At 60.6% G+C, this 25,542-nt stretch carries 20 protein-coding genes; 19 read left to right on the top strand and 1 reads right to left on the bottom strand.

Going from position 1 to position 25,542, the window contains the following annotated elements:
- Positions 1-120 precede the first annotated feature (120 nt).
- Both O3675_RS04400 and O3675_RS04405 read left to right on the top strand, forming a co-directional pair.
- Positions 121-1,197: a hypothetical protein gene (locus tag O3675_RS04400; protein WP_371571201.1), complete on the top strand. Its 1,077-nt coding sequence runs from the start codon at positions 121-123 to the stop codon at positions 1,195-1,197.
- Between the two features lies 1 nt (position 1,198).
- Positions 1,199-3,433 carry a flagellar motor protein gene (locus O3675_RS04405; RefSeq protein WP_371571203.1) on the top strand — a complete coding sequence of 745 codons (2,235 nt, stop codon included), beginning with the start codon at positions 1,199-1,201 and terminating at the stop codon, positions 3,431-3,433.
- Between the two features lie 171 nt (positions 3,434-3,604).
- Here O3675_RS04405 and O3675_RS04410 read toward each other — a convergent pair whose 3' ends face one another.
- A complete protein-coding gene (locus O3675_RS04410; protein ID WP_371571205.1) occupies positions 3,605-4,045 on the bottom strand; it encodes a M23 family metallopeptidase in 441 nt (146 codons plus the stop codon).
- Positions 4,046-4,734: 689 nt separating this feature from the next.
- Here O3675_RS04410 and rpsB point away from each other — a divergent pair.
- From rpsB to O3675_RS04495, 17 genes are all read left to right on the top strand, one after another.
- Positions 4,735-5,532: a 30S ribosomal protein S2 gene (rpsB, locus tag O3675_RS04415; RefSeq protein WP_005508818.1), complete on the top strand. Its 798-nt coding sequence runs from the start codon at positions 4,735-4,737 to the stop codon at positions 5,530-5,532.
- Positions 5,533-5,685: 153 nt separating this feature from the next.
- On the top strand, positions 5,686-6,516 hold the full coding sequence (tsf, locus tag O3675_RS04420; protein WP_005508816.1) for a translation elongation factor Ts: 831 nt from the start codon (positions 5,686-5,688) through the stop codon (positions 6,514-6,516).
- Between the two features lie 195 nt (positions 6,517-6,711).
- Complete coding sequence (gene pyrH / locus O3675_RS04425) at positions 6,712-7,455, top strand: UMP kinase (protein ID WP_005507067.1); 744 nt, start codon at positions 6,712-6,714, stop codon at positions 7,453-7,455.
- 294 nt (positions 7,456-7,749) lie between these two features.
- On the top strand, positions 7,750-8,307 hold the full coding sequence (frr, locus tag O3675_RS04430) for a ribosome recycling factor (RefSeq protein ID WP_005508814.1): 558 nt from the start codon (positions 7,750-7,752) through the stop codon (positions 8,305-8,307).
- An 88-nt stretch (positions 8,308-8,395) separates the two neighbouring features.
- A complete protein-coding gene (locus O3675_RS04435; protein ID WP_303936779.1) occupies positions 8,396-9,223 on the top strand; it encodes a phosphatidate cytidylyltransferase in 828 nt (275 codons plus the stop codon).
- Between the two features lie 204 nt (positions 9,224-9,427).
- Complete coding sequence (locus O3675_RS04440) at positions 9,428-10,015, top strand: cell division protein DivIVA (protein WP_371571208.1); 588 nt, start codon at positions 9,428-9,430, stop codon at positions 10,013-10,015.
- 143 nt (positions 10,016-10,158) lie between these two features.
- Positions 10,159-11,484 (top strand): 1-deoxy-D-xylulose-5-phosphate reductoisomerase, encoded by a 1,326-nt coding sequence (gene dxr, locus O3675_RS04445; protein ID WP_371571210.1) that lies wholly within the window; start codon positions 10,159-10,161, stop codon positions 11,482-11,484.
- Positions 11,485-12,022: 538 nt separating this feature from the next.
- Positions 12,023-12,877, top strand: a complete 855-nt coding sequence (locus O3675_RS04450; RefSeq protein WP_371571212.1) for a chromosome partitioning protein ParA — start codon at positions 12,023-12,025, stop codon at positions 12,875-12,877.
- 183 nt (positions 12,878-13,060) lie between these two features.
- A complete protein-coding gene (locus O3675_RS04455) occupies positions 13,061-14,251 on the top strand; it encodes a hypothetical protein (protein ID WP_005507080.1) in 1,191 nt (396 codons plus the stop codon).
- A 9-nt stretch (positions 14,252-14,260) separates the two neighbouring features.
- Complete coding sequence (locus O3675_RS04460; protein ID WP_371571214.1) at positions 14,261-16,309, top strand: ATP-binding cassette domain-containing protein; 2,049 nt, start codon at positions 14,261-14,263, stop codon at positions 16,307-16,309.
- A 433-nt stretch (positions 16,310-16,742) separates the two neighbouring features.
- Positions 16,743-18,098, top strand: a complete 1,356-nt coding sequence (locus O3675_RS04465) for an RIP metalloprotease (RefSeq protein ID WP_371571216.1) — start codon at positions 16,743-16,745, stop codon at positions 18,096-18,098.
- 139 nt (positions 18,099-18,237) lie between these two features.
- On the top strand, positions 18,238-19,380 hold the full coding sequence (ispG, locus tag O3675_RS04470) for a flavodoxin-dependent (E)-4-hydroxy-3-methylbut-2-enyl-diphosphate synthase (protein ID WP_044142245.1): 1,143 nt from the start codon (positions 18,238-18,240) through the stop codon (positions 19,378-19,380).
- A gap of 191 nt (positions 19,381-19,571) precedes the next feature.
- Entirely contained in the window at positions 19,572-20,813 is a 1,242-nt protein-coding gene (locus tag O3675_RS04475) for a GNAT family N-acetyltransferase (protein ID WP_371571217.1), read from the top strand.
- Between the two features lie 111 nt (positions 20,814-20,924).
- Positions 20,925-22,757 (top strand): proline--tRNA ligase, encoded by a 1,833-nt coding sequence (locus tag O3675_RS04480; protein ID WP_371571219.1) that lies wholly within the window; start codon positions 20,925-20,927, stop codon positions 22,755-22,757.
- Between the two features lie 102 nt (positions 22,758-22,859).
- Complete coding sequence (gene rimP, locus O3675_RS04485) at positions 22,860-23,531, top strand: ribosome assembly cofactor RimP (RefSeq protein WP_314390766.1); 672 nt, start codon at positions 22,860-22,862, stop codon at positions 23,529-23,531.
- 109 nt (positions 23,532-23,640) lie between these two features.
- Entirely contained in the window at positions 23,641-24,738 is a 1,098-nt protein-coding gene (nusA, locus tag O3675_RS04490; protein WP_070674100.1) for a transcription termination factor NusA, read from the top strand.
- Between the two features lie 251 nt (positions 24,739-24,989).
- Positions 24,990-25,331 carry a YlxR family protein gene (locus O3675_RS04495; RefSeq protein WP_049341695.1) on the top strand — a complete coding sequence of 114 codons (342 nt, stop codon included), beginning with the start codon at positions 24,990-24,992 and terminating at the stop codon, positions 25,329-25,331.
- Positions 25,332-25,542 lie beyond the last annotated feature (211 nt).

Genomic DNA, 25,542 nt, shown 5'->3' on the forward strand with positions numbered 1-25,542 from the left:
ATCATAGCGTTCAATACGGTAGGGTTGAAGAGTCTTGTCACGAAAGACAGTGCGATGCCGCCGGTAGATGCCGATTCAGCCGGTAGGTGTTGCATCCACACATCATACGAGAGGATCTCAATGTCGGAGAACACTCCCAACAACCCGTCGCAGGGTGCAGCCGGCGGCTACGGCTACGATGCTGGCGCACACCCCGCGCAGGATGCTTCGCTTCCGGGTCAGGCTGCTCAGCCGGGTAACGCAGCTCAGGCTGCTCAGCCGAGCCAGCAGGGTAATGTTGCTCAGTCTGCCGCGCCGGTAGCACCGCAGCAGCCCGTCCAGCCTCAGCAGGCGCCTCAGCCCGCTCAGGTAAACGCTAATGCGCAGCCGAATACTGAGGCTCAGGCAGCTCCCGCCCAGCCCGGTCAGCCTGCCGCCGCACCGCAGCTCGATGCACCTCAGCCGGGTGCCGCTCAGCCGGGTGCCGCTCAGCCGGGTCAGCCCGGCCAGGCAACCTATGCGCCGAGCGCACCGCATCCGGCGGTGAAGGCACTGGGTGCTACCTGGAACGCGTTCCTGGACGTTTTCTCCAGCAACCCGGCAACCGCGCACGCCCGCATCTCTTCCGCAGGTGCGTGGGGTTGGATTGTTCCCACGACTCTGCAGTCGCTGGTGGGCGCGTTCTTCTTTAGCCAGCTGGTGATTCTGGCTGCTACTGTCGCGATGTCCATGATGGGCTATATGTACGGTCGAGGCGGTGCCTACGGTGGCGCCTACGCCTCGCAGGCCGTGCCGACCGGACGCATGATTCTGGCGTACGTGCTGATGGCGCTCGCCATCTTTGGCGTGCAGGTTCTGCGCGGTGTGCAGCTGCAGCTGACCGCGCGCATTGGCAAGGCTCCGGCGTCTTTCACCGCGAGTATGCACGCCGTGTCGGTGTCTTCGCTGGTGCTGATTCCTTCGTTCCTGCTGCTGAACCTGCTCGTGTTCTTCATGACCCTCAGCCGTAGCGGTGACGGTGCGTCCTTCCTGACCATGCTCATGGGCCTGGTGCTTGCTTTCGCCGTGTTCTCGGGCGAGGCTCTGACCTACCTGGGTCTGAACCGTCTGGGCCGTTTCGCGAAGTCCCCGATTATCATGCACGCAGCGTTGAGCACTGCTTGGGTTTTTGCCTCCATGATTGTTTACTACGTGGCTATTCGCCTGATGGGAGCCTAGTATGCACGCGATGACTCACGCCCCGAGCGCGCCGACTCGTCAGCGCTGGATGTTCCTGGCGGTTCTGCTGACCATTGCCGCCCTGATTCTGAGTGCCTGCAGCGCAAAGATTGAGACTCAGCTGGGCCTTGAGAGCGCTGAGAAGGGTACCCGCACCATTCTGGTTTCCTTCAACATGAAGGATAACCAGGACAAGGTTAAGGGTGGCACCCAGGCGCTGGATGCGTCCGTACGTAAGCACCTGCCCGAGGGCCTGGAATACGAAGGTATTCAGTCTGAGGGTGACAAGGCTCGTGCGACTTTCAAGGTATCCTTCTCCTCCGTGGACGAGTACCAGTCCAAGGTGACCTCTCTGCTGAAGGCTTCGGGTTCCGACATCAAGCCGCAGATTAGCATTGTCAACTCTGACCAGGGTCTGGTGCAGGGTATTCAGGTGAAGGAAAACTTCAGCTCGGGCGATCTGCTGGGCTGGCTTCCTGAAGCTCTGGTAGTGGACGGTGTTGTGTCTGCTTCCAATAAGAACAGTGTTCTCAGCAGCAGCGATGAAACCACTGTGAAGTTTGGCGAGAAGGAAGTGAAGAACTCCGGTGGTTCTAAGATTTCCGCGAAGGATGTTCAGGACCGCGGTTTCCGTAACGTCATTCTTGACGTAAAGGAGAAGGACGGCGGTTACTCCGTGATGGTTTCCTTCGTCGCGAAGGAAATCATGAACACCGAGACCGCTTCTGCGGTCGACGCCTACCTGAACCAGGTCAAGCCTGAGGGCTCCGAGCTGAAGAAGGGCCTGGAGTCCTCGCAGGCGAAGGCATACGCTCCTTCCGCATCGACCCCCAGCGCGAAGGAAGAAGTGGGCCGTACCCTGACCTTTAGCGCTTCTTCGATTGAGGATTTGGGCAACGGTCTCAAGAAGCTGTTTGGTGCAGGTAGTACCGATCTCTCCGCTAGCCGTGAGGTAGTGGCGAAGGATAATAACTTCACCGTTCAGAAGAAGATTTCGGGTCTGCTGGACTGCGCGCTGCTGTGCTCCCCGAGCGGTGATGGCCTGACTCTGACCATCATGGACACCAACGATAAGTCCTACATGGTTGACCCCGAGGGTCGCGCTAGCTCCTCCCGTTCGGGCGGTAGCAGTACTCTCATCGCGGTTGACCGTGTTTCTTCGCGCCAGATCGAGATGAAGAGCATGAAGGTGGCTACTGCCCTGGGTCTGGATGGTTCCATGGAAGCTCGTTTCCTCTACGCATTCCCGACCGCGGATGTTGCGGGTGCTGAGCAGAAGCTCAAGGACGTTTTCGCAGGCGGCGGTAATGACGAGACCGAAGTTCGTCAGGACGGCGACGCCACCATCGTGAGCGTGAAGGTTCGCGGTAAGGACCAGAACGAGTTCAACCAGCGCCTGAACGAATACCTGCCCGATTCGAAGGTGACCGTTACCCGCCCCGGTGGCTACCACCCCTTCGGCTCCGACTACACCGTGACCCCTGAGATCAAGCTCTCTTCGAAGCTAGGTAACTACTACGCAGCTCCCTTCGAGTTCACCTTCAAGGCGCCGACCTTCTCCTCGCTGGACCAGCAGAAGGTAGATGCCGCGAACAGCATCGCGAAGAACTCTCAGCACGTGCAGCTGAGCGTGAACGGTGGCGAGCTGAGCGTTAAGACCGACCGCGGTGTCAGCACCACCTCCGGTCTGACTGTTCCGGTGTCCGGTCTGAGCATGACTGACGTAATCGTGGATGCGGTTATTGTGGGTCTGCTACTGCTCATCCTGATTCTGCTCTTCCTGTTCCGCAAGAAGATTGCGGCGGCTCGTGCGAAGGGCCGTGAGCGTCGTGCCGCTTCGGCTGCGGCACTGGGCGCGGCGGCGGGTGTTGCGACCGGTTACGGCGCAACCCAGGCTGACGCGCAGAACGGCTACCAGGCACAGGGCGGCTACGCTGCTCAGAATGGCTATGCCGCTCAGCCCGGTTACCAGGCTCAGGGTGGCTATCCGGCGCAGAACACCGCCTACGCTACGGGTGATGATTCGCCGACTCAGGTGTTCACCCCGCAGCACGGCGTGAACTACGGCGAGAACGAACCGACCAAGGCAATGCCCGCGTACATCCCTCCGACTGAGCAGCCTGCACAGCCCACTCAGTCGGTTCAGTCCGGTCAGACCGTTCAGCACCCTGTACAGCCGAACCAGCCCGTACAGCCGAACCAGTTCGGTGCTGATGACGGTGACGTCCTCCAGTAAGTAGCTACCTCTAGCGCCTACGCTAGTGAGCACAACTTAGGCTGGCTCCTGTGGCCCGTTGCCTCCTTCTGAGGAGGTGACGGGCCACAGCTATATCTGGTTCGGCTCATGCTCGGCGCCAGTACCTGCGCCTAATAACCAGTACCCGTGCCTAATATCCAGTACCCGCGCCTAATATCCGCCCGGCACGGGTAGCAGAATGCTCGGCTCCTTCGAGCCCAGCAGGCTCATGGGGTTGATGTACTCGGCGGCCTTGCCGCTGCCGTCCCCGCGGGCGCCTCCCTGTCGTACACCCCAGTACAGGCAGGGGGTGGAGCATCGCCGGTAGGGGCGCTCGCTGTTGCCGCCCGCCGCGCCTGCGACGGTGCCGATTACCTCACCGGCTGCAACCGTGGTGCCGACCGGTAGTGCTTCGTCCATGGGTTCGAAGGTGCTGCGCCGCCCATCCGGATGCGCAATGACCAGTACTTTGCGGTTGACGACCGTGCCGCTGAAAACCACTTTTCCCGGTGCCGGTGCGTAGACGCGCCGGTCGTGTTCGGGTACGGCAAGGTCTACGCCGCGGTGCCCTGCGCTCCAGCGTTGGGCGGGCTTCTCAAAGGGACGGATCACCCGCGGTCTGGATTCGGAGGTGGGGGAGCGGTAGCGTAGTCGGCTCGCGATGAGCTCAACGGTGTGGGGAACGTGTGCGCTGCTGGGAGCTTGCGTACTTGCGGTGGTACCGTTAGTAAAACCAGCCCCGCCTGAATAGTCCTGCCCACCCGTGTAGCCCTGCCCGCCCGCACTCACAAGTGCACCCAGCAGGCAGCACGCCACCAGCGTTGCGTGCCGTAGCGTTGTCGCTAATGTCTTCATGTTCTGCTTCATCTTCTGAGCACATCACGAATTGCCTCGCCCCGCAGCGCCTCACGAAAAATTGTGGATAACCCCGCCGTTTTCGCCTTAAAATCCTTTATCCACAGTGCCCCTGCACACACTCGCCGCGCCTGTGCAGGTTTTAACCCTAATCCGGCGGATTAATCGCGGAATATACGGTACAATGTCGTATTGCAGTGTGCCTGCGCGGGTATTCTCCCTCATCGAGGGATTCCGCACAGCATCACTGACGACGCGCGGCGTGAGCGGCATCCTCAAACGAGGAGCCGATAAGGGACCTTCGGTCCACCCACACGGGGTGGTTAGGGCCTGAGCTGAACGGGTAACCGTGAACGCTAACCGCCGCCAGGAAAAACTGATAACTACTATGCGCGCGTTGGGCTGGCCCGAATGGGAGGTCCGCGCGGCACCACAAAGGAGACGACATGCCCGTCGTAACTATGCGTGAAATGCTGGACTCCGGCGTTCACTTCGGTCACCAGACCCGCCGTTGGAACCCCAAGATGAAGCGTTTCATCCTGACCGAGCGCAACGGCATCTACATCATCGACCTGCAGCAGTCCCTCGCCTTCATCGACAAGGCATACGAGGCTGTTAAGTCGACCGTCGCACACGGTGGCAACATCCTGTTCGTGGGTACCAAGAAGCAGGCTCAGGAAGTTATCGCTGAGCAGGCAACCCGCGTGAACATGCCCTACGTGAACCACCGCTGGCTCGGTGGTATGCTGACCAACTTCAGCACCATCTCCAAGAGCATCGAGCGCATGAAGGAACTCGAGCAGATTGACTTCGACGATGTAGCAGGTTCTCGCTACACCAAGAAGGAACTGCTCCTCATGCGTCGCGAGTTCGAGAAGCTCGAGAAGACCCTCGGCGGTATTCGTAACCTGTCCAAGGTTCCCTCCCTCCTGTGGGTTGTTGACACCAAGAAGGAGCACCTGGCAGTTAACGAGGCTCAGAAGCTGGGCATCCCCGTTGTTGCTATCCTCGACACCAACTGCGACCCCGACGAGGTTGCTTTCCCGATCCCCGGTAACGACGACGCTATCCGCTCCGTCAACCTGCTCACCCGCGTGATTGCTGACGCAGTGGCAGCCGGCCTGATCGAGCGCAACGCTAAGAAGAACGGCAAGGCTGAAGCAGCTGAGGAGCCCATGGCAGCTTGGGAGCGCGAGCTCCTGGAGCAGCACGAGGCTGCACAGGCTGAAGAGGCAGCTAAGTAAGCTTTCTTAGCCCACTAAGCTTTATGCTTTGTGGCCCCCGCCTGCGGGGACCACGTTCGGACGGCGCCCGCCCTGACCTGGGCGCGGCGCCGTCCGCCATTTGTACCACCGGGATGTCATCCCGATTTATTACAGCAACACAAGGAGTTCACAATGGCGAACTACACCGCAGCAGACATCAAGGCACTGCGCGAGAAGACCGGCGCAGGTATGCTCGACGTCAAGAAGGCTCTGGACGAGGCTAACGGCGACCAGCAGAAGGCTGCCGAGATCATCCGCGTTAAGGGTCTGAAGGGCATCACCAAGCGCGAGGGTCGCGCAACCGCTGAGGGCCTGGTAGCTGCACGCGTTGAGAACGGCGTTGGCTACATGATCGAGGTCAACTCCGAGACCGACTTCGTGGCAAAGTCCGACCCCTTCATCGCTTTCGGCCAGAACGTGCTCGAGGCTGCTATTGCTGCTAACGCTTCCACCCTGGAAGAGCTGCAGGCTGCATCCTACGAGGGCAAGACCGTTGAGGAGCTGACCACCGACGCTGGTGCACTGCTCGGCGAGAAGATCGTTGTCCGCCGCGTTGCACGCGTTGAGGGCGAGAACGTTGCAGTTTACCTGCACAAGACCTCCAAGGACCTGCCGGCACAGGTTGGCGTTCTGCTGGCTGTCTCCGGTGAGAACACCGACGAGATCGCACACGACGTTGCAGTGCACATTGCTGCAATGAGCCCCAAGTACCTGGATTCCGAGTCCATCCCCGCAGACCAGATCGAGACCGAGAAGCGCGTTGCTCGCGAGACCGCAATCGCTGAGGGCAAGCCCGAGAAGATTCTGGACAAGATCGTTGAGGGTCGCCTGAAGGGCTTCTTCAAGGAGAACACCCTGCTGGACCAGGACTTCGCAAAGGACTCCAAGAAGTCTGTCGCACAGGTTCTGTCCGAGGCTGGCGCAACCGCTACCGCATTCGCACGTTTCCGCGTGGGTGCATAAGGACTCGCTGCAGTTCTACCCTTCCGCATTGCGGGTTCCCGGTAAGGGAAATCGTATGAGGTTGGGATTATAGCCTGAAGCCGGGTAGTCACCACTGGTGGCTACCCGGCTTTGCTGTATCCTTGATAAGGACTAGGCGGCATGAGCCCGCCCCGATCACCTATAACAACCCCTAGGTAAGCCACTGGAGGAACCATGACTGAAGCGAATCCCCGCCCGATGCACCGTGACGAGACCGGCCGCCGCCGCGTTTTGCTCAAGCTTTCCGGTGAGGTTTTTGGTGGCGGTGAAGTTGGCATTTCGACCGAGGTCGTGCGCAGCATCGCTAAGCAGATTGCCGCAACTGTTGGCGAGGTTGAGACCTCCATCGTGATTGGTGGCGGTAACTTCTTCCGTGGCGCTGAACTCTCTCAGGCGGGTATGGACCGCTCCCGTGCAGACTACATGGGCATGCTCGGCACCGTGATGAACTCCCTGGCTCTGCAGGACTTCCTGGAGCAGGAGGGTATTGACACCCGCGTTCAGTCGGCTATCACCATGCCGCAGGTTGCTGAGACTTACATTCCTCGCCGCGCGATTCGCCACATGCAGAAGGACCGAGTCGTGATTTTCGGTGCTGGTGCGGGTCTGCCCTACTTCTCCACCGACACTGTGGCTGCTCAGCGTGCCCTGGAAATCCACGCGGACGAGGTTCTGGTCGCTAAGAACGGTGTGGACGGCATCTACACTGCTGACCCGAACAAGGACCCCAACGCTGAGCGCCTGTACAACCTCACCTACGATGAGGCAATGCAGCGCAACATCCGTGTGCTGGATCAGACCGCGTTCTCCCTGTGCCGTGACAACAACGTGACCATGCGCGTGTTCGGCATGCAGGGTGAGGGTAACGTGACCCGCGCGATTCTGGGCGAGAAGATGGGTACCCTCGTTACTCGCTAACGCCTAATTTTCTAGGCCGGGGCATGTTTGATGCCCCTCTGATTGTGACCGTGCTCGATAGCGCGGACTTATTCTGGACGGTACCGCGCGGGTAGGCGCTAAAACTCGCTTATGCCCGCCGGTACCGTCTAGACTTATATCAAATACGACGTTCTGCCTCTTTCCCGTCGACTTCGCAGTATCCGTAAGGCTTTCGCCTCGGATGCGCCGCGAACCGGCGGGGAATAACGAGGGCTGAGCGAACGCCCACCGACAATTCTGGTACCCCAGAATTCCGACAAAGGAGATCCTTTCGTGATCGAAGAAATCCTTGCCGAAGCCGGCGAGAAGATGGAAAAGACCATCGAAGCAACCAAGACTGAGTTCGCTAAGGTTCGTACCGGTCGTGTGAACCCCGCAATCTTCAGTGGCCTGACCGCCGAGTACTACGGCGCACCGACCCCGCTGCAGCAGCTGGTGTCCTTCAACGTTGAGGACGCACGTACCGTCAAGATCGTTCCCTTCGATGTGACCGCACTGGCAGCTATCGAGAAGGCTCTGCGTGACTCCGACCTGGGTGTTAACCCCAGCAACGACGGTGCAGCTATCCGCGTTGTCATGCCCGAAATGACCGCTGAGCGCCGTAAGGAATACACCAAGCTCGTCAACAGCAAGGCTGAGGAGTCCCGCGTTTCCATCCGTAACGTTCGCCGCCACGCTAAGACCGCTATCGACAAGCTCGTCAAGGACAGCGAAATCGGTGAGGACGAAGGCGCACGCGCTGAGAAGGAACTGGACGCACTGACCAAGAAGCACATCGACCAGGTCGACGCACTGTACAAGCACAAGGAAGCTGAACTGCTCGAGGTCTAAACCCCAAATGAGTGCACGCAAAGAAGCGAAAGAAGAGAGAGGCGCGCCGCCTGCTCCACAGTCGAGCCCGCAGACCGCTGCAACGCCGGTGAAGTCGCGTAGCGCCAAAGCAGGTCGTAACCTGCCCGCCGCCATTGGTGTGGGTGTTGGTTTCGGCGTGCTATTGGTGCTGGGCCTGATTTACCAGCCGGTTTTTGTTGCGATCGCTACCGGCGCGGCAGCTTTGGGCGCCTGGGAAATTGGGCACGTGCTCAATACCCGCCGCGGCTACGGCATCCCGGAATACCTACTGGGTGCCCTGTCTGGCGCAATTGTGGTGGTGTCCTACCTGTTCGGTTTTACCGGGCTGGGCATCGCCCTGGCGGTGAGCCTGCTGGCGCTGCTGCTCTCTTCTGCTCTCGTGCGTGCTGACCGTCAGGTCTCACTGGGTAAGTCTTTGAGCGGTAGCGCCCTGGCTCTGCTGTGGGTGCCGCTGATGCTGGGTATTGCCATGGTCTACTTCCAGACGGACCACGGCGAGCGCGGTATCCTCATGATTCTGCTGATGGCCATCTGCAATGACACGTTCGGCTTCATTGCCGGCGTGAATTGGGGTAAGCACCCGATGGCGCCGAAGATTTCCCCGAAGAAAAGCTGGGAGGGCCTGGCTGGTTCCTTCGTCGGCTCGGCGGTTGTTGGCGCTATCGCCTTGGCGGTTATGGGTTCGCCCTGGTATTGGGCTATTCCGTTGGCGGCGGTCATGGTGGTCGCTTCGACTGCCGGTGACCTGGTCGAGTCCGTGTTCAAGCGCCGTATGGGTGTGAAGGACATGTCGAATATTCTGCCCGGTCACGGCGGCATGATGGATCGCCTGGACTCGATTCTTTTCGCTGCGGCGGCTGGCTGCCTGATTTTCCGGTTTATTATGCCGCTCTAAAGCCTGAAGCTTTTATCGCTTATGGAGGCGGGGCGTTTCTTCCCACGAGTGGGGGAGGGGCGCCCCGCCTTTGCTGTACCCGCTTTCGCTGTATCCGCTGATGAGGGGCGTAAAAGGCTATATCTAAGACACCGCCCGCCAACCTTGCACCATGTAGCCTGCGCATTGGTATTCTTAAAGTTCAATCGTCGAGAGGAGCCCACTTTGGCAAGCACCACCCGCGAAGGCGGATTTGCCCGTGCAGCAGAAACCGAACCCGGCTACAAGCGCAGTGAAGTAGACCGCCTGTTCACCCGCCTCGCCGAGGACTACGAGAAGCTCAGCGGAGCCTCCGAACTGCCCGAAGACCTCTACACCTCCCGACGAATCCGCCAGGTCGTCTTCCGTGAAGAACCCGGCGGCTACCAGCTGGATGTGGTCGACCGCGCCCTCGAAAAGATTGAGGAACGCTTCGCCAAGCTCGAACGCAGCCGCTACATTGAGGCGTACGGCCTGGACAACTGGGAACGCTCCCTTGTAGAGACTGGCGAGCTGCTCGCTGGCCGCCTGGAACGCCCCGCCGGTGAGCGTTTCCGCCGCCCCAGCAAGCGCCGCCACATGGGCTACTTTGTCGGCGACGTGGACGCCATCTGCGACCGCGTGTACGCCCAGCTCAACAGTGAAGAGCCGCTGGACCCCTCCGTGGTGCGCCACGCAAAGTTCCGCCCCGCCTCGGGCACCGTCAGCTACGAGGAATCACAGGTGGATGCTTTCCTGGACCGCTGCATTGAGCTGCTGCAGGATCTGCTCTAAAACGTGAAGTGTTGAATCCCCCGCCCCGAAAACGACAGGGTGGGGGATTCTTCTGCGCTGGGGTCTTCTATGCTGGGGCCTTCTAGAATGAGAGGCGGCGCCAGTACCCGAATCCACCCGCGAGCTCATGAGACACTAGAACCATGAAGTTTGGATCCTCAGCATGCGTCGGCGGCAACCGCGACCGCCTCACCGACGCCCTCACAGAACTCACCCGCGCACCGCAGCGCGTCACCCTCCTCGGCTCAACCGGCTCCATCGGCACCCAAGCCATGGAAGTCATCGACCACCTCGCCGCACTCAAAGGCACCAGCGCCTCCGCTGCCGACGCACCGCTGAAGGTCGTCGCCCTCTCCGCAGGCTCCCGATCCCTCGAACTGCTCGCACGCCAGGCAGTGCACGTGCGTGCCGAACTGGTCGCCACCAGCGGCACCGCCGACGACGCGCAGCGCCTCCGCGAACTCATCGAAGCGGCAGCCTCCGAAGCAGGCGCCACCGGCTACACCCCGCAGATCGCCCACGGCGCTGAAGCATCCGTACAGGCGGCAGCACACCCGGCAGACACCGTCCTCAACGGCATCACCGGCTCCATCGGCCTGGAACCGACCCTCACCGCCCTCAACAGCGGCTACCGCGTGGCACTGGCCAACAAGGAATCCCTCATCGCAGGCGGTCCGCTCGTACGCGCCGCCGTCGACGCATCCCCCCTGGACACCCCCATGGTACCCGTCGACTCCGAACACTCCGCCCTCGCGCAGGCGCTCGCCTCCGGAACCGACGCAGAAATCGACCGACTCATCCTCACCGCATCCGGCGGCCCCTTCCGCGGCTACAAGCGCGAACAGCTACACGACGTGACCCCCGCGCAGGCGCTCGCACACCCCACCTGGGACATGGGCCTGGTCGTCACCACCAATTCGGCAACCATGGTCAACAAGGCACTCGAAGTGCTTGAGGCACACCACCTGTTCGGCGTGGACCTGGACCGTATTGACGTGGCGGTTCACCCGCAGTCCATCGTGCATTCCATGGTGCAGTTCGTGGACGGCTCGACCATTGCGCAGGCGTCCCCGCCGAGCATGGTTCTGCCCATCGCGCTGGGTCTGACCTGGCCGCACCGAATCCCCGGTGCTGTGCCCGCGTGTGACTGGTCGAAGGCTGCATCCTGGACTTTTGAGCCGCTGGACGAGGAAGCATTCCCCGCTGTGCGCATGATCAAGGATGCCGGTAAGGTCGGCGGTACCCACCCGGCAGTGTTCAACGCCGCCAATGAGGAAGCCGTGGCAGCATTCCACGCGGGCGCGATTCGCTTTACCTGCATTGTCGATTCGGTGGCGCGTGTGCTGGAGGAGCACACCGGCAGCGCTGAGGCTGTTTCTGACGCTGATTTGACGCTGGAGGCTGTGCTGAATGCAGAGCGTTGGGCTCGCGTTCGCGCGAATGAGCTGCTGGGCATGACCGGCAACTAACCGGTTCTGAGGCGGTATTCGCATTTCTATGGGATGGGGCGTGGAGGGGCTGGTGTTCGTCCTCGTTCCTACAGGGGCACCCGCCCTCGCTTCGCTTCGGGCACCCTGATGTCACTTTCGGACGACACCGCCCCTCCACCCGCACGCTAGGCTACCGGAGGTGGCGCGCCGTGTTTTCCGGATGCGCCCTCAGGGTGTCACACGGACGCTCTTCCGCAGCGAAGCAAGGAGGAAGCGGAGCGTCCGGGTGACGGGTGCCCCTGCGTAGGCGCGGAGGAAACATGCGGCGTGCCTCCCCAAACGCTATGGTGCGGAACGAGGACGAACACCGCCCCTCCAGTCGTATCCCGGAGGAAATATGCGGCGTGCCATCCCAGACACTGCATGAGGCGAGAGGACGAACACCGTCCCCCTTGCCTCCCCCCCCCGGCGCATAGTAGGCTAGTGTTCAAAATATGTTCTCTCAAGGGCAAACAACGAAGAGCCCCTGAACGAGCGGACAAAGATGCAGCTATATTTCACGAGGAAGTGCCCACCTATGCGTCGACAGAACACCCTACGAACCCTAGCCGGGGCTCTACTCCCGCTAACCCTGCTGCTTAGCTCCTGCGCGTCCGGGCAACCCAGCGGCGGTTCCTCGGCGTCCGCTAACGCTGAGAAGGCGTATAGCGCTTCCAAGAGCCCTGATAGTCAAGCTATCGAAAAAGTAGAGAACCTCGCCTCACTTTCTGACAACGTTGCCCGTGCCTACCAGCGTTCCCTGAGCCAGTGCATGGCTGAACGAGGATTCCCGAACTACAAGGTTCCTGCAGGAGAAACTGAAATCCCGCTGCTACAGACCGCTGGTTTCGAACCTCTCACCGTCGCGGATGCCCGCGCTCGCGGATACGAAGAGCGCTACTCTGCGGCTACTACAGCGCTGGAAGAGCAGAGCCTCACTATGAGCGACGCTGAAATGCAGGCTCTTAACGGTACTGAAGGAAAGGGCGGTTGCCAGCAAGAAGCCACCCGCGCAGTCTTCGGTTCAGAAGAATCCCGTGCGATCATAAAAAAGGTCAACGTCACTGCGGTTCACTACCTTAACAACGACGCAATCTTCAAAGATCTTGGGCCTGCCACCGAGAAGTGGGCACAGTGCATGAAGGAACGCTTCGGAGGCGACTACACGTCTCCGGATATGGCTCGCCTACAGTACAGCCAGAACAACCAGGACACCCACGAGCTGGCGATCAACGATGCGACCTGCCGCGAAGCAACCGGGCTAGATACCGAACAGCGAAAGATGGCTATCGCTTACCTGAGTTCCTTCCTCGAAAAGGAACAGGGCCTCATCGAACAGGTGACCACGATCAAGAAAACTGCTGAAGAGAACGCCCGAAAGATTCTGAGCTAATCCTCCGGACTAACCAGAACAGGCGTACAGAGTAGCCACGGAGGCTGCACCTCGTCACAGCGTATTGTGCCCGGCACGTATCCCCGTGCCGGGCACAAACTAACCCCACACGGCATCGCCGCCCCTAAGCCCAAACGGCACAGACAATAGCGTTCCCGTACGCGCACCCAAAGAAGGGACACCATGAGCGCCACCCCCACCCGCCAGAAGAAAACCCTCTGGCTCTACGGCATTATCGCCCTGCTCCTCATCATCACCGTGGGTACGCTCATCAGCGCCCAAAACATCAAAACCACCGCCCAGAAAGACGCAGAAGCGGCACCCCCGGACCCCTCCACCATCACCGCCACGGTCACCCGCGAGAAACTGCGCACCACCGTGCCCCTGACCTGCACCGCGAACTACGCCACCTCAACCCCGCTACGCTACAGCGGTGAAGGACAGTACACCGCAATCACCATCAAACACGGTGACACCGTCGGCAACGGCACCCTCATCGCAGAAGTCAACGGTGAACCTCTCATCACCCTCACCGGCGGCTTCGCGCTCTACCGCGACCTCAAACTCGACGACAGCGGCCCCGACGCCGCACTCCTCAACGAGGCACTGACCGCCATGGGACGTCAGGGCCCGCAGCCCGCGCGCATTACCGAAGACACCTACGAGGCTCTCAACAACCTCCTCGACAGCCTCGGCTACGCGCACGTCAAGACTGACCAGCCTATTCCCGCCCGCTACTTCCTTATCATCAACCGTGCCGGACTCGTCACCGGCAACCCCCGCGCCACCGGCGCTATCGCAGATGGTCCCGTAGCCACCATCGCAGAAGGTAGCAAGACCCTCAGCTGCACCGGAACCACCGGCAGGCTCACCCCCGAAGCCCGTAGCGGCCAGAAGGTAACCGTGCCCTCCCTCGGTGATACTGAGTACGTCGCAACCCTCGGATACAAGAACACCACCGAAGCCGTAGGTGCCGCAGGCAACAGCCAGGCCGGTCGCCAGGCCAATGGCGCAGAAGGTGCGGCTGGCTCCAACCTCAACGGCGCAGCCGGTGCGGCAGGAAGCACCGAAGGGGAACGCATCCTCACCCTCGACGTAGGGGATAAGGCGGACAGCCTCCGAGGCGCCGTCAACGCGGAACTCACCCTCGAAGAAACCCCCGACGCGCACCTGGTCGTGCCCTCATCGGCGCTCTACACCCGTGACGGACAGACCCGAGTCATCGTGCTCGGCCCCGAAAGCTCCAACGGATCGAAGGCCCGTGAAGAACGTGAGGTAACAGTTACCGTCATCAGCAACGCCAACGGCAAGAACGCCGTCACCGGTGACCTGCACGAAGGCGACAGCGTCAAAATCATGCGCGAGAAAAAGTAGGGAGTAGCCATGACTGACTCCCGCGCCGCTCACGCGCACCCACCAGCCTATAGCGTCGATATTCAGGGAGTGTCCCAGCACTTTATGCAGGGTGACACTCGAATTGACGTGCTCAAAAATATTGACCTGAAAGTCCGCTACGGAGAAGTCGTCGCAATCCTGGGACCGTCCGGCAGCGGCAAATCAACCCTGCTGAACATCCTCGGTCTGCTCAGCACGCCCGCCTCCGGCAGCTACCTGCTGGACGGTACAGACACCGCAACCTTCAACGCGGCACAGCGAGCTGAAGCGCGCCTGGACAGCATCGGTTTCGTCTTCCAGGCGTTCCACCTCATCGAGCATAAGAACGTGTACCGCAACGTTGAGCTACCGCTCATCTACCGTGGCGTGCCCAAAGCGGAACGAGCACAACGGGTTGAAGACACTCTCGCCCTGCTGGGGCTGAGCCACCGGACGGATGCACCCATCACCACTCTCTCAGGCGGTGAAAAGCAGCGTGTGGCTATTGCTCGTGCGCTCATTGGGGAACCGGCGTTGCTGCTCTGTGATGAACCGACCGGCTCGCTGGATGAAGAGCTCACCCGTGAAGTCATTGATCTGCTCCGTGAATGTACGGGCGATCAGCAAAGCACGATTGTGATTACCCACGACCCGCTCGTGGCGGAGCACTGCGACCGGGTGCTACGTATGCACGAGGGGCAGCTCATCGAGCAGGATGCACAGCGGCAGGAAGAAACGACCGCTCGCGCGTCTCTGAACCTGCCTAGCTCTGCTGAGGAACAAGTTTCTAAGCCGCAGGGCAGTGGTCGTGCACCCTGGGCGCTCGCCTCCCTCAAAGAAGCCTGGGACGCTACCGTGCACCGGGTGAGGCGCAATATCTTCACCATGCTTGGTGTGGTTCTGGGTATCGCTTCGCTCGTGCTGACCGTTGGTCTGACCGCCACCATTTCTGGGCAGTTGGCTGACAGCTTCGACATTTTTAGGGCTAAGCACCTGACGATAAGCTCGACCCGAACCGAATCCATGAGCCGGGCTGAACTCTTGAGCCTGGCGGCAAGTGAGAACTACCGGCGTGTTAGCCAGCTGAACGGAGTGACCGGTACCGCGCTGGTGGATCAGCTGTATGAATCCGCGGATATTCAGCGCGGTCCAGACAACTTCGGTGAGCGCGGTGCTAACGTGACGGCTGCCGTCCGTGCGGCAACCCCCAGCATCTTTAGCGTGCAGGGTCATGAACTGGTGTGGGGCCGCACTTTCGACGAGGGGCATGTGGAGCGGAACGATAAGGTCGTGGTGCTCAGTGAAAGCGTGATGCGCCAGCTTGCGCTACCCTATAGCCCCGGAGTTACGGTCTATATTTATGATGAGCCGTACACCGTCATCGGTGTGGTGCGGGAGAATCCCTCGCTGACTCTGTCGTACGGTTCGGTCTACCTGCCTCTGGGCGCGAAGCCTGGTGCCGATGTTGAAGAAGCGCAGCCCGCTGCCGGTGGCGGTGCCGTTGCGGCGCAGACCGGTAAGCGTTCCACTCAGATTGTGGTGAGTACTGTTGCCGGTGCCGCAAACCAGATCGCGGAGGAAGCACCGTACGCGCTCTCGCCGGAACGTCCCGCCCTGTATAGCGTGAGTATTCCGCCGGAGCCGAAGACCCTTCGTGAGGCTGTCGACCAGCAGCAACGCACCATGCTTATAGCCATGAGCGTTATTACCCTCGTAATTGGTGCGATGGGTATTATGAATACGTTCTTGGTTGCGGTGATGGAGCGTCGCCGTGAGGTTGGTTTGCGTCTGGCTATTGGTATGCGCCCTTCGGGTATTCTGCTGCAGTTCTCGGCGGAGGCGCTGCTGACCGGTATCCTGGGCGCTGTGGCTGGTATTGTGCTGGCGGTTAACGGCATCTCGATTGTGTCTTTGATGAACCGTTGGACGCCGATTATTAGTGCCGACACTATTCTGCTGGGCCTGGGCGCTGGTGCGCTGGTTGGTGTGTTGGCTGGTCTGTACCCGGCTGCGAAGGCTTCGCGTATTGATCCGGCACAGACCCTGGCGGCAGGCTAATCGCGTTGAGTAGGTGCTTGCCCCCGGTTGGGGCTTGGAGGGGGCGGTGTTCGTCCTTTCGCCTCATGCAGTGTCTAGGATGGCACGCCGCATGTTTCCTCCGCGCCTACGCAGGGGCACCCGTCACCCGGACGCTCCGCTTCCTCCTTGCTTCGCTGCGGAGAGCGTCCGGGTGACACCCTGAGGGCGCATCCGGAAAACACGGCGCGCCACCTCGGGTGGCCTAGCGTGCGTGTGGAGGGGCGGTGTCGTCCGAAAGTGACATCAGGGTGCCCGAAGCGAAGCGAGGGCGGGTGCCCCTGTAGGAACGAGGACGAACACCGCCCCTTTTATCGTCCCCATCCAGCCCCTCCAGAAAGCGGGGGAGGGCGCCTTCACAGGCTAAGCGAGTATCCTAGAAGCTTCGTATCCCCGAACCGAAACGAGAAAAAGCGTGGAAATCCTGCTGTACGCTGTGGGCATTATCCTCATGGCAATCGCTATTGCCGTCTCGATTGCCCTGCACGAGGTGGGGCATCTGGTGCCCGCGAAGCTGTTCAATGTGCGCGTCCCGCAGTACATGATTGGCTTCGGTAAGACCGTGTTCTCTTTCCGCCGCGGCGAGACTGAGTACGGTTTCAAAGCAATCCCGTTGGGCGGTTACATTTCGATGATTGGCATGTACCCGCCGAGCCCTGCTGAGGTGAAGGAGCACCATGAGGAGGGCCATTCGGGCAGTACCAGCCCGTTTGCGTCCTTGGCTGAGGAGGCTCGTGCGGCGGATGCTGAGCGTCTGAAGCCCGGTGATGAGGACCGCCTGTTCTATAAGTTGCCGGTGTTCAAGCGCATGGTGATTATGTTGGGCGGCCCGATGATGAACCTACTGATTGGTGTGGTGTGTACTGCTGTGCTGATTTGTGGTTTTGGTACGGCGCAGGTGACGAATAAGGTATCGGCGGTGTCTGAGTGCGTGCCGAGCGTGAATGTCACTCATGATTCGATTAGCTATGGCGAGTGTACGGATAAGTCCACTCCGTCGCCTGCGAAGGCTGCGGGTGTGCAGGTGGGTGACCGTGTGGTTGCTGTGAATGGTGCGTCGACGGGGTCGTGGGAGGCTGTGTCTTCGGCGATTCGTGCGGCGGGTTCTCACCCGAGCACTTTGACGGTGGAGCGTAATGGTCAGCGCCTGGACCTGTCGGTGACTCCGGTTGAGATGATCCGCCCGGTTTCTGATGGTAAGGGCCAGTATGCGCGTGCTGCGGATGGTTCGATTGCGACGACTCGTGGCGGTTTTGTGGGTGTTTCGCCGTCGAGTGAGTTGGTGCCTGGTTCTATTACTGAGGTGCCTGCGATGGTGGGCGATACGCTCTCTCGTGTGGGTTCGTCGATGCTTTCGTTGCCGCAGCGTGTGTGGGAGTTGACGGTGACTTTGGTGACTGGTGGTGAGCGTAGTGTTGAGTCGCCGGTGTCTGTGGTTGGTGTGAGTCGTATTGCCGGTGAGGTGACGGCTACTGACCGTATTGATGTGAAGGCGAAGGCTGCGATGTTGGTCTCGCTGGTGGCGAATATGAATTTGATGCTTTTTGCGTTTAATTTGATTCCGCTTCTGCCTCTGGATGGTGGCCATGTGTTGGGTGCGCTCTGGGAGGGTGTGCGTCGTTTCTTTGCGCGTTTGACTGGGCGTAAGGATCCGGGTCCGTTTGATCCGGTGAAGTTGTTGCCGTTGACGTATGTGGTGGCGGGCGCGTTCATTGTGATGTCGGTCATTCTGATTGTGGCGGATATTGTTAAGCCCATCACCCTGTTTTAGTGTGTTGTCACGCGCGGTAAGGGTACCCGTATTAGTGCTTTCTTTCGCGTCAGTGGCACAATAAAAAGTTGAACGAAGGATGCGTCGTACGTCCTTCATAACCCATGTATGGAGGAAAACCTTGTCGGTCAGCCTTGGTATGCCGAAGCCCGCTCCCGCGGTTCTGTCCCCGCGTCGTAAGACTCGCCAGTTTAAGGTGGGTTCTGTCGGTGTTGGTTCTGAATCTCCGATTTCGGTGCAGTCGATGACGACCACTAAGACCCACGACATTGGTGCGACTCTGCAGCAGATTGCTGAGTTGACCGCTGCCGGTTGCGATATTGTGCGTGTGGCGTGCCCGACTGATAAGGATGCGGAGGCTCTGCCCATTATTGCGAAGCAGTCCCGTATTCCGGTGATTGCTGATATTCACTTCCAGCCGAAGTACGTGTATGCGGCTATTCAGGCTGGTTGCGGTGCTGTGCGTGTGAACCCGGGTAATATCCGTAAGTTCGATGACCAGGTGAAGGAAATCGCTCAGATGGCTTCGGACCACGGCGTTTCTCTGCGTATTGGTGTGAATGCTGGTTCGCTGGATAAGCGTCTGTTGGAGAAGTACGGTAAGGCTACTCCGGAGGCTCTGGTTGAGTCTGCTGTGTGGGAGGCTTCGCTCTTTGAGGAGCATGGTTTCCGTGATTTCAAGATTTCTGTGAAGCATAATGACCCTGTGGTGATGGTGGAGGCGTACCGTCAGCTGGCTGAGCGCGGTGACTGGCCCCTGCACTTGGGTGTGACTGAGGCTGGTCCGGCGTTCCAGGGCACTATTAAGAGCTCGGTGGCGTTTGGTACTCTGCTGTCTCAGGGTATTGGCGATACTATTCGCGTGTCGCTGTCTGCTCCTCCGGTTGAGGAGGTGAAGGTGGGCACCAAGATCCTGGAGTCGCTGAACCTTCGCCCCCGCAAGCTGGATATCGTGTCTTGCCCGTCGTGTGGTCGTGCGCAGGTGAATGTGTGGGAGCTTGCTGAGAACGTGACTAAGGGCCTGGAGCACATGAAGGTTCCGCTGCGTGTTGCCGTGATGGGTTGCGTGGTGAATGGCCCGGGTGAGGCTCGTGAGGCTGACCTGGGTGTTGCGTCCGGTAACGGTAAGGGCCAGATTTTTGTGAAGGGTGAGGTCATTAAGACTGTGCCTGAGGATCAGATTGTTGAGACTCTGATTGAAGAGGCGACCCGTATTGCTGCTGAGATGGAGGCTTCGGGCGAGTATGTTCCCGAGGGTTCCCCGGCTGTTTCGGTGAGCTAGTTAGCTTTTGTGCGCGGAGGCGCCCTGGTGAGGGCGCCTCCGCGCTTTTCCGGTTATGTCCGGTTATGGTGGTGGCATGCTCGGTGCTTGCCGCTGCCGGTTGTGGCCGCAGGATCCGGCTACCTTTTCGGGGGTGCGTCCCCGTGTTTTCACTTATTTTTTGTCGCTCATTCTCTATCACTCAACAGGTCATGTTCACTCTTTTTTCTCGCCGCCGTAAGGCTAATCGTGCCCGGCGTGCTGCTGTTTCGTCTGCTGCTGTTTCGTCGATGGATTCTTCCCCTATGCCTGATCGCGTGAAGGAACACGTTTTTGCTCTGGATGCTCGGTGGTGCGATGAGCTGGAGGAGGTCCTGTTCAGTGACCCGGTCCCGAATCTGTACTCCATTGAGCATTATTTGGCGTGCCCTCTTCCGGTGAGGTCCCCGCGTATTCCGCTGCACTACTATCAGGGTTTTGTGGGTTGTGAGCGTGACGGGCAGTTGTGCTGTGTGCTGCTGTTGGGTTCGAACGTGGTGCCGGTGCGACTGTGCGGTGCCGCAGTTGAGCACGCTGAACACGTTGAACATGATGTTGCCGAACAGGCAGAAACCTCTGAGGCCCCCACCTCGGACACTGCGGCGCTGGATGCTACGGCGCTCGCACATCGTGACGCGCTGGCTCAGCTGCTGCTGCAGGTGGGTTCTCGCCTGGATTCCATGTTCGGTGAGAGCGTCTTCGTGATGCCCCTGTGGACGCGCATGCAGGAGCTGTGCGAGCAGACTCGCGGCGATAAGAGCCCGCTACTGCAGATGCTGCAGCCAAGCCTGGGTGACGGTTGCGATCACCGTGCGCGGGTTCTGTCGGAGCGTCCCAATCAGCCGCTACTGTATCTGCCGCCGGAGAAGGACCTCGCCCGCTTCTACGAGGCGGAGCTTCCTGAGCTGCCGGTGCACCTGCCCGCGCCCTTCAAACCTGCCGAAGCCCCCACCGGCGCTTCCCAACTCGGCGGTGAGCCTGCCGGGTATGCGCGCCTCGCCACCTCCGCGGACCTGGGGGAGCTTCTGCCCGCCGCGGCCGCCATGTTCACCGAGGAGGTCGGCTTCGACCCGATTGCTCGCTACGGTGACGGCTATGCGGCGCGCCTGCGCACGCTCATTGCCGGCCAGCGCAGCGCCATTGTCACCGACGTGAACGGTCGCGTCATCTTCAAAGCGGATGCGGGCATCGTGAACCTGGACGCCGCGCAGGTGCAGGGCGTATGGCTGCATCCGGACTACCGCGGCTACGGTCTGGCTAAGCCGTTCTTTGCCGCCGCCGCGCAGGTTCTGCAGCGCCGCTACCCGCACTTGAGCCTGTACGTGAACGACTACAACGCCCGCGCTCTTGCCATGTACCGGGGGACCGGTTGGGAGCAGATTGGGCAGTTCTCGACCATCATTTTTGAGCGCTAAACACGCCGAATCCTAAAACGCTATAAAATTAAAGACGACTGTGCCTTTTTCGTGGCTTACCCTGCGGACTTGGGCACCCCACCTAAACCTATCGACCCTTCAAGGAGAATCGTGGTACTTCGCCTTTCCAACCTCTTCGTGCGCACTCTGCGCGAGGACCCCGTAGACGCTGAGGTCGCCAGCCACAAGCTGCTGGTCCGCGCCGGTTATATCCGCCGCGCAGCCCCCGGCGTGTACACCTGGCTGCCCCTGGGTCTGAAGGTACTGCGCAAGGTCGAGAGCATCATTCGTGAAGAGATGGACGCCATCGGCGCGCAGGAAGTTCACTTCCCCGCACTGCTGCCCCGCGAACCCTACGAGGCAACCAACCGCTGGGACGAGTACGGCGATAACCTCTTCCGCCTCAAGGACCGCAAGGGTGCAGACATGCTGCTGGCACCCACCCACGAGGAAATGTTCACCCTGCTGGTGAAGGACCTGTACTCCTCCTACAAGGATTTGCCGGTTTACCTGTACCAGATTCAGACCAAGTACCGCGATGAGGCGCGCCCCCGCGCGGGTCTGCTGCGCGGCCGCGAGTTCGTCATGAAGGACTCCTACTCCTTCAACATTGACGATGAGGGCCTGAACGAGGCGTACATGGCGCACCGTGCCGCCTACCAGCGCATTTTCGAGCGCCTGGGCCTGGAGATTGTCATTGTGACCGCACAGTCCGGCGCGATGGGTGGCTCCCGCAGCGAAGAGTTCCTGCACCCGACCCCCATCGGTGAGGACACCTTCGTGCGTTCCGCGGGCGGCTACGCGGCAAACGTTGAGGCCGTGACCACCGTGGTTCCCGAGGAAATCGAAATCACCGAGGATACCCCCGCAGCAGTCATCCTGGACACCCCCGACTCCGCAACCATTGAGACTCTGGTGGAGCGCATGAACGAACTGCACACCGAGGTGACCGGCGGCGCTATCGAGGCTTCGCAGACCCTCAAGTGCTTCCTGGGCACCGTCATCACCCCCTCCGGTGAGCGTAAGGTCTTCGCCGTGGGCGTTCCCGGCGACCGTGCCGTGGACCTGGGCCGCGTTGAGGTCAACATCGGCGCCCTGCTGGGCATCGGCGGCGAGGTTGAGGTTGAGGCAGCCAGCGAAGAGGACCTGAAGGCATACCCGCAGCTGGTCAAGGGCTACATTGGCCCCGGTCTGAGCCTGGACGCGCCCCTGTTCGGTGCGCACACCGAGGACGAGAATGCGGTAGCTTCCGCAACCGGCATTCCCTTCTTCGTTGACCCCCGCGTGGTGCGCGGTACCCGCTGGGTGGCCGGCGCAAACGAAGAGGGCAAACACGTGGCGAACCTGGTCTTCGGCCGCGACTTCACCGCCGACGGCGTCATCGAGGCGTGCGAGGTGCGCGAAGGCGACCCGGCACCGGACGGCTCCGGCGAGCTGGTGGCCGCCCGCGGCATCGAGATGGGCCACATCTTCGCCCTGGGCCGTAAGTACGCTGAGGCACTGGGCCTGAAGGTCCTGGACCAGAACGGCAAGCTGCAGACCGTGACCATGGGCTCCTACGGCGTGGGTGTGACCCGCGCACTGGCTGCTATCGCCGAGGGCAACCACGACGAGAAGGGCCTGATCTGGCCGCGTAACCTGGCACCGGCAGACGTGCACATTGTCATCACCGGCAAGGACGCAGCATCCCACGAGTACGCTGAAGAGCTCAGCGCATCCCTGGAATCCGCCGGCCTGCAGGTCATGCTGGACGACCGCCCGAAGACCAGCCCCGGCGTGAAGTTCGGCGACGCCGAGCTGCTGGGTGTGCCCACCATCCTGGTGATTGGCCGCGGCTTCAAGGACGGCGTGCTGGAGCTGAAGGATCGCCGCAGCGGTGAGGCTCGCGAGGTGTCCGTCGAGAACGCGGTGGCTGAGGTCATCGCTGAGGTGCGCGGCGCCTAAGGCACGCCACTAGCCCGCAAAGACGTAAAACCGTAGCCACCTGCCCCGCCTCCCAGGAGGTGGTGGGGCAGGGTAGCGGCGGAAGAATGAAAGAAGAGAACTATGGCATACAAGCCGAAGCGTTCTGGCTCTAAGAAGAGCGCCCCGAATGCGCGCGCTCGCCGTGCCGCATCCCGCGTGGCGAATGGTGTGAACGCTCCCCGCACTCGCGCTGAGAGCGAGCCCGTGGTGGAGGCACCGGTGCGCGTGGGTACCCGCGCGATCCGTGAGGAAGAGGTTGCCGAGGCGATTGCCCCGGTCATCTCCGAGTTCTCGCTGGTGCTGGAGGGCCTGAAGATTTCGGGCCCGGCGGCGAACCGCACCGTGAAGATTACGGTGGACTACACCGCTGAGCGTACCGATTCGCTGTCGCTGGATTCCCTCGCGGAGATTTCCGGTGCGATTTCGAGCGCCCTGGACCGTGCGGATGAAAACGACGAGTTCTTCCCCTACGAGCTGGAGGTGTCCTCGCCCGGCGCTACCCGCGCCCTGACCGAGCGCCGCCACTGGGAGCGTGCCCGTACCCGCCTGATTGCGGTCACCGCACCCGACGGCACCGAGTACCTGGCGCGTCTGCACGAGGTGCAGGATGAGGGTCCGGTGCTGGCTCGTAAGAAGAACACGAAGAAGGGCCAGAAGGAGTCGTACCACGAGCCGAGCTTGCTTCCGTGGGAAAATATTGCTTCTGCTCACGTCGAGATTGACTTCAATTCGCCCGCTGAGCCGGTAGAATAGAGTTATTAAAGCTTCAGGCACGGGGTGCTCCGTGCCAGGTATATACCGTTCGGGAGCCGGGGCGCACTAAGCGTCCCGGCGCCGTGCTAACTGGGAAAGGCTGAAAAGCGTGGAGGATATTAAAACTATTGACCTGGGCGCACTGCGCGCATTGGCGAAGCAGCGCTCTCTCGTCATGGAGGAGCTCTTCACCCTGGTTGAGAACGCCCTGCTGCTCGCGTACATGAAGCAGCCCGGCGCTATTAAGGGCTCTCGTGCCGTCATCGACCACACCACCGGCGAGTTCGTCATTCTGGCTCCTGAGCTTGATGAGGACAACCAGAAGATTGACGAGTTCGACGATACCCCGAACAACTTTGGCCGTATCGCTGCCGCAACCGTCCGTCAGGTGCTCTCGCAGCGTCTGCGTGACGCTGAGGACGCATCCGTTCTGGGCGAGTTCAAGGACCGTGAGGGCACCCTGGTGTCCGGCGTGATTCAGCAGGGCAACAACCCGCGTATGGTTCAGGTTGACCTGGGCACCGTTGAGGCTGTCCTGCCCAGCAACGAGCAGGTTCCGGGCGAGAAGTACCCGCACGGCTCCCGCCTGCGCGCTTACCTGGTTGAGGCTCGCCGCGGCCCCAAGGGCCCCTCGATTGTGGTTTCTCGTTCGCACCCGAACCTGGTTCTGCGCCTGTTCGAGCACGAGGTTCCCGAGATTTCTGAGGGCCTGGTTGCTATTAACTCCATCGCCCGTGAAGCTGGCCACCGCTCCAAGATTGCTGTGTCCGCGAAGAACCCGACCATTAACGCTAAGGGTGCGTGCATCGGCGATATGGGTGCCCGCGTGCGTGCGGTTGCTGCCGAGCTGAACGACGAGAAGATTGACATTGTAGACTACTCGACCGATCCGGCAACCTTCATCGCTGCGGCGCTGTCCCCGGCGAAGGTCACCGAGGTCATTATCGCGAACCCGCGTGAGTACTCCGCTCGTGCCGTGGTTCCGGATGACCAGCTGTCCCTGGCTATCGGCCGTGAGGGTCAGAACGCACGTCTGGCAGCGAAGCTGACCGGCTGGCGTATCGATATTCTCTCCGAGTCTAAGTACGCTCAGGTTCGTGCCGAGGAAGAGGTTGCAGCTCGCGTGGCTCGTAGCCTGGCTGAAGAAGCTTCCGCTGAGAAGGCAATTGAAGAAGCAGCAGAAGAGTCCGCACAGGACGCTGAATAAGCATTAGCCCCGGTGAGGGGCGTATCCCGCGGCATATCCTTTTGATGCAGGCGCAAGAGATCGGGCAGGTTCGTGCCCGGTGTTCTTGCGCCTGCGTCACAGTTTTGCCCATGATTCTTAAAAACGGGATACACTATTAAGATGTACCGGTGCGTAACCGGGCGCTTTAACGCGCCCTCGCACGCACCGGATAGAGCATCACGAATGTACTGCGAACGCGGTTCTACACACGCTAGAGAGGGGAGAGGACCATGAGCAATCACGACCTCACCGCAACCTCCGAAGCGTTTGAAGGACCGGTCCGCACCTGCATCGGATGCCGTGCCCGCGATGAACAGCGCAACCTGTTGCGTATCGCCCGCACACCCGTCACGTCTGCTACCGAGCAGGCGGACACCCCGCCCTATCAGCCCGATACGGCGGGAACTATGCCCGGACGAGGCGCTTGGATCCATCCGAGCGAAAAGTGCGTAGCCGCTCTGCAGAAAAAGAACGGTCTGGCGCGCGCCTTCAAAAAAGCGGTCCCTGCAGCCCAGTTGCAGGCGTGCTGTGAGCAGATTCGAGCCGTTATTGCGGACTCGACCCCCTCATAGACGCTTTTCGGGTATATGCCCTCTGTAAGTCAACGAGTTTGACGACTTCTTATCTGAAAGCGAGTCAGAAAACTGATGGATATCTAATGAGTGCCGCGAAATGAGTACCCTTTCGTGCTCACCCACCGGCAATTTCACGAATTGGCGCGCCTTCGGGCGTGCACCCCGTAAACATTAGTGTCCGCACCATTCCCGGTGCGGACCGGGAATG

The sequence above is a fragment of the Rothia sp. 27098_8_27 genome, assembly GCF_041432805.1.
GTDB classification, from domain to species: Bacteria; Actinomycetota; Actinomycetes; order Actinomycetales; family Micrococcaceae; genus Rothia; species Rothia mucilaginosa.

Excerpts from the sequence above, each read along its gene's own strand:
- O3675_RS04400 (WP_371571201.1), top strand. The coding sequence starts at position 121 with ATGTCGGAGAACACTCCCAACAACCCGTCGCAGGGTGCAGCCGGCGGC.
- O3675_RS04405 (WP_371571203.1), top strand. The coding sequence starts at position 1,199 with ATGCACGCGATGACTCACGCCCCGAGCGCGCCGACTCGTCAGCGCTGG.
- rpsB (WP_005508818.1), top strand. The coding sequence starts at position 4,735 with ATGCCCGTCGTAACTATGCGTGAAATGCTGGACTCCGGCGTTCACTTC.
- tsf (WP_005508816.1), top strand. The coding sequence starts at position 5,686 with ATGGCGAACTACACCGCAGCAGACATCAAGGCACTGCGCGAGAAGACC.
- pyrH (WP_005507067.1), top strand. The coding sequence starts at position 6,712 with ATGACTGAAGCGAATCCCCGCCCGATGCACCGTGACGAGACCGGCCGC.
- dxr (WP_371571210.1), top strand. The coding sequence starts at position 10,159 with ATGAAGTTTGGATCCTCAGCATGCGTCGGCGGCAACCGCGACCGCCTC.
- O3675_RS04450 (WP_371571212.1), top strand. The coding sequence starts at position 12,023 with ATGCGTCGACAGAACACCCTACGAACCCTAGCCGGGGCTCTACTCCCG.
- O3675_RS04455 (WP_005507080.1), top strand. The coding sequence starts at position 13,061 with ATGAGCGCCACCCCCACCCGCCAGAAGAAAACCCTCTGGCTCTACGGC.
- O3675_RS04460 (WP_371571214.1), top strand. The coding sequence starts at position 14,261 with ATGACTGACTCCCGCGCCGCTCACGCGCACCCACCAGCCTATAGCGTC.
- ispG (WP_044142245.1), top strand. The coding sequence starts at position 18,238 with ATGCCGAAGCCCGCTCCCGCGGTTCTGTCCCCGCGTCGTAAGACTCGC.
- O3675_RS04475 (WP_371571217.1), top strand. The coding sequence starts at position 19,572 with ATGTTCACTCTTTTTTCTCGCCGCCGTAAGGCTAATCGTGCCCGGCGT.
- rimP (WP_314390766.1), top strand. The coding sequence starts at position 22,860 with ATGGCATACAAGCCGAAGCGTTCTGGCTCTAAGAAGAGCGCCCCGAAT.
- O3675_RS04495 (WP_049341695.1), top strand. The coding sequence starts at position 24,990 with ATGAGCAATCACGACCTCACCGCAACCTCCGAAGCGTTTGAAGGACCG.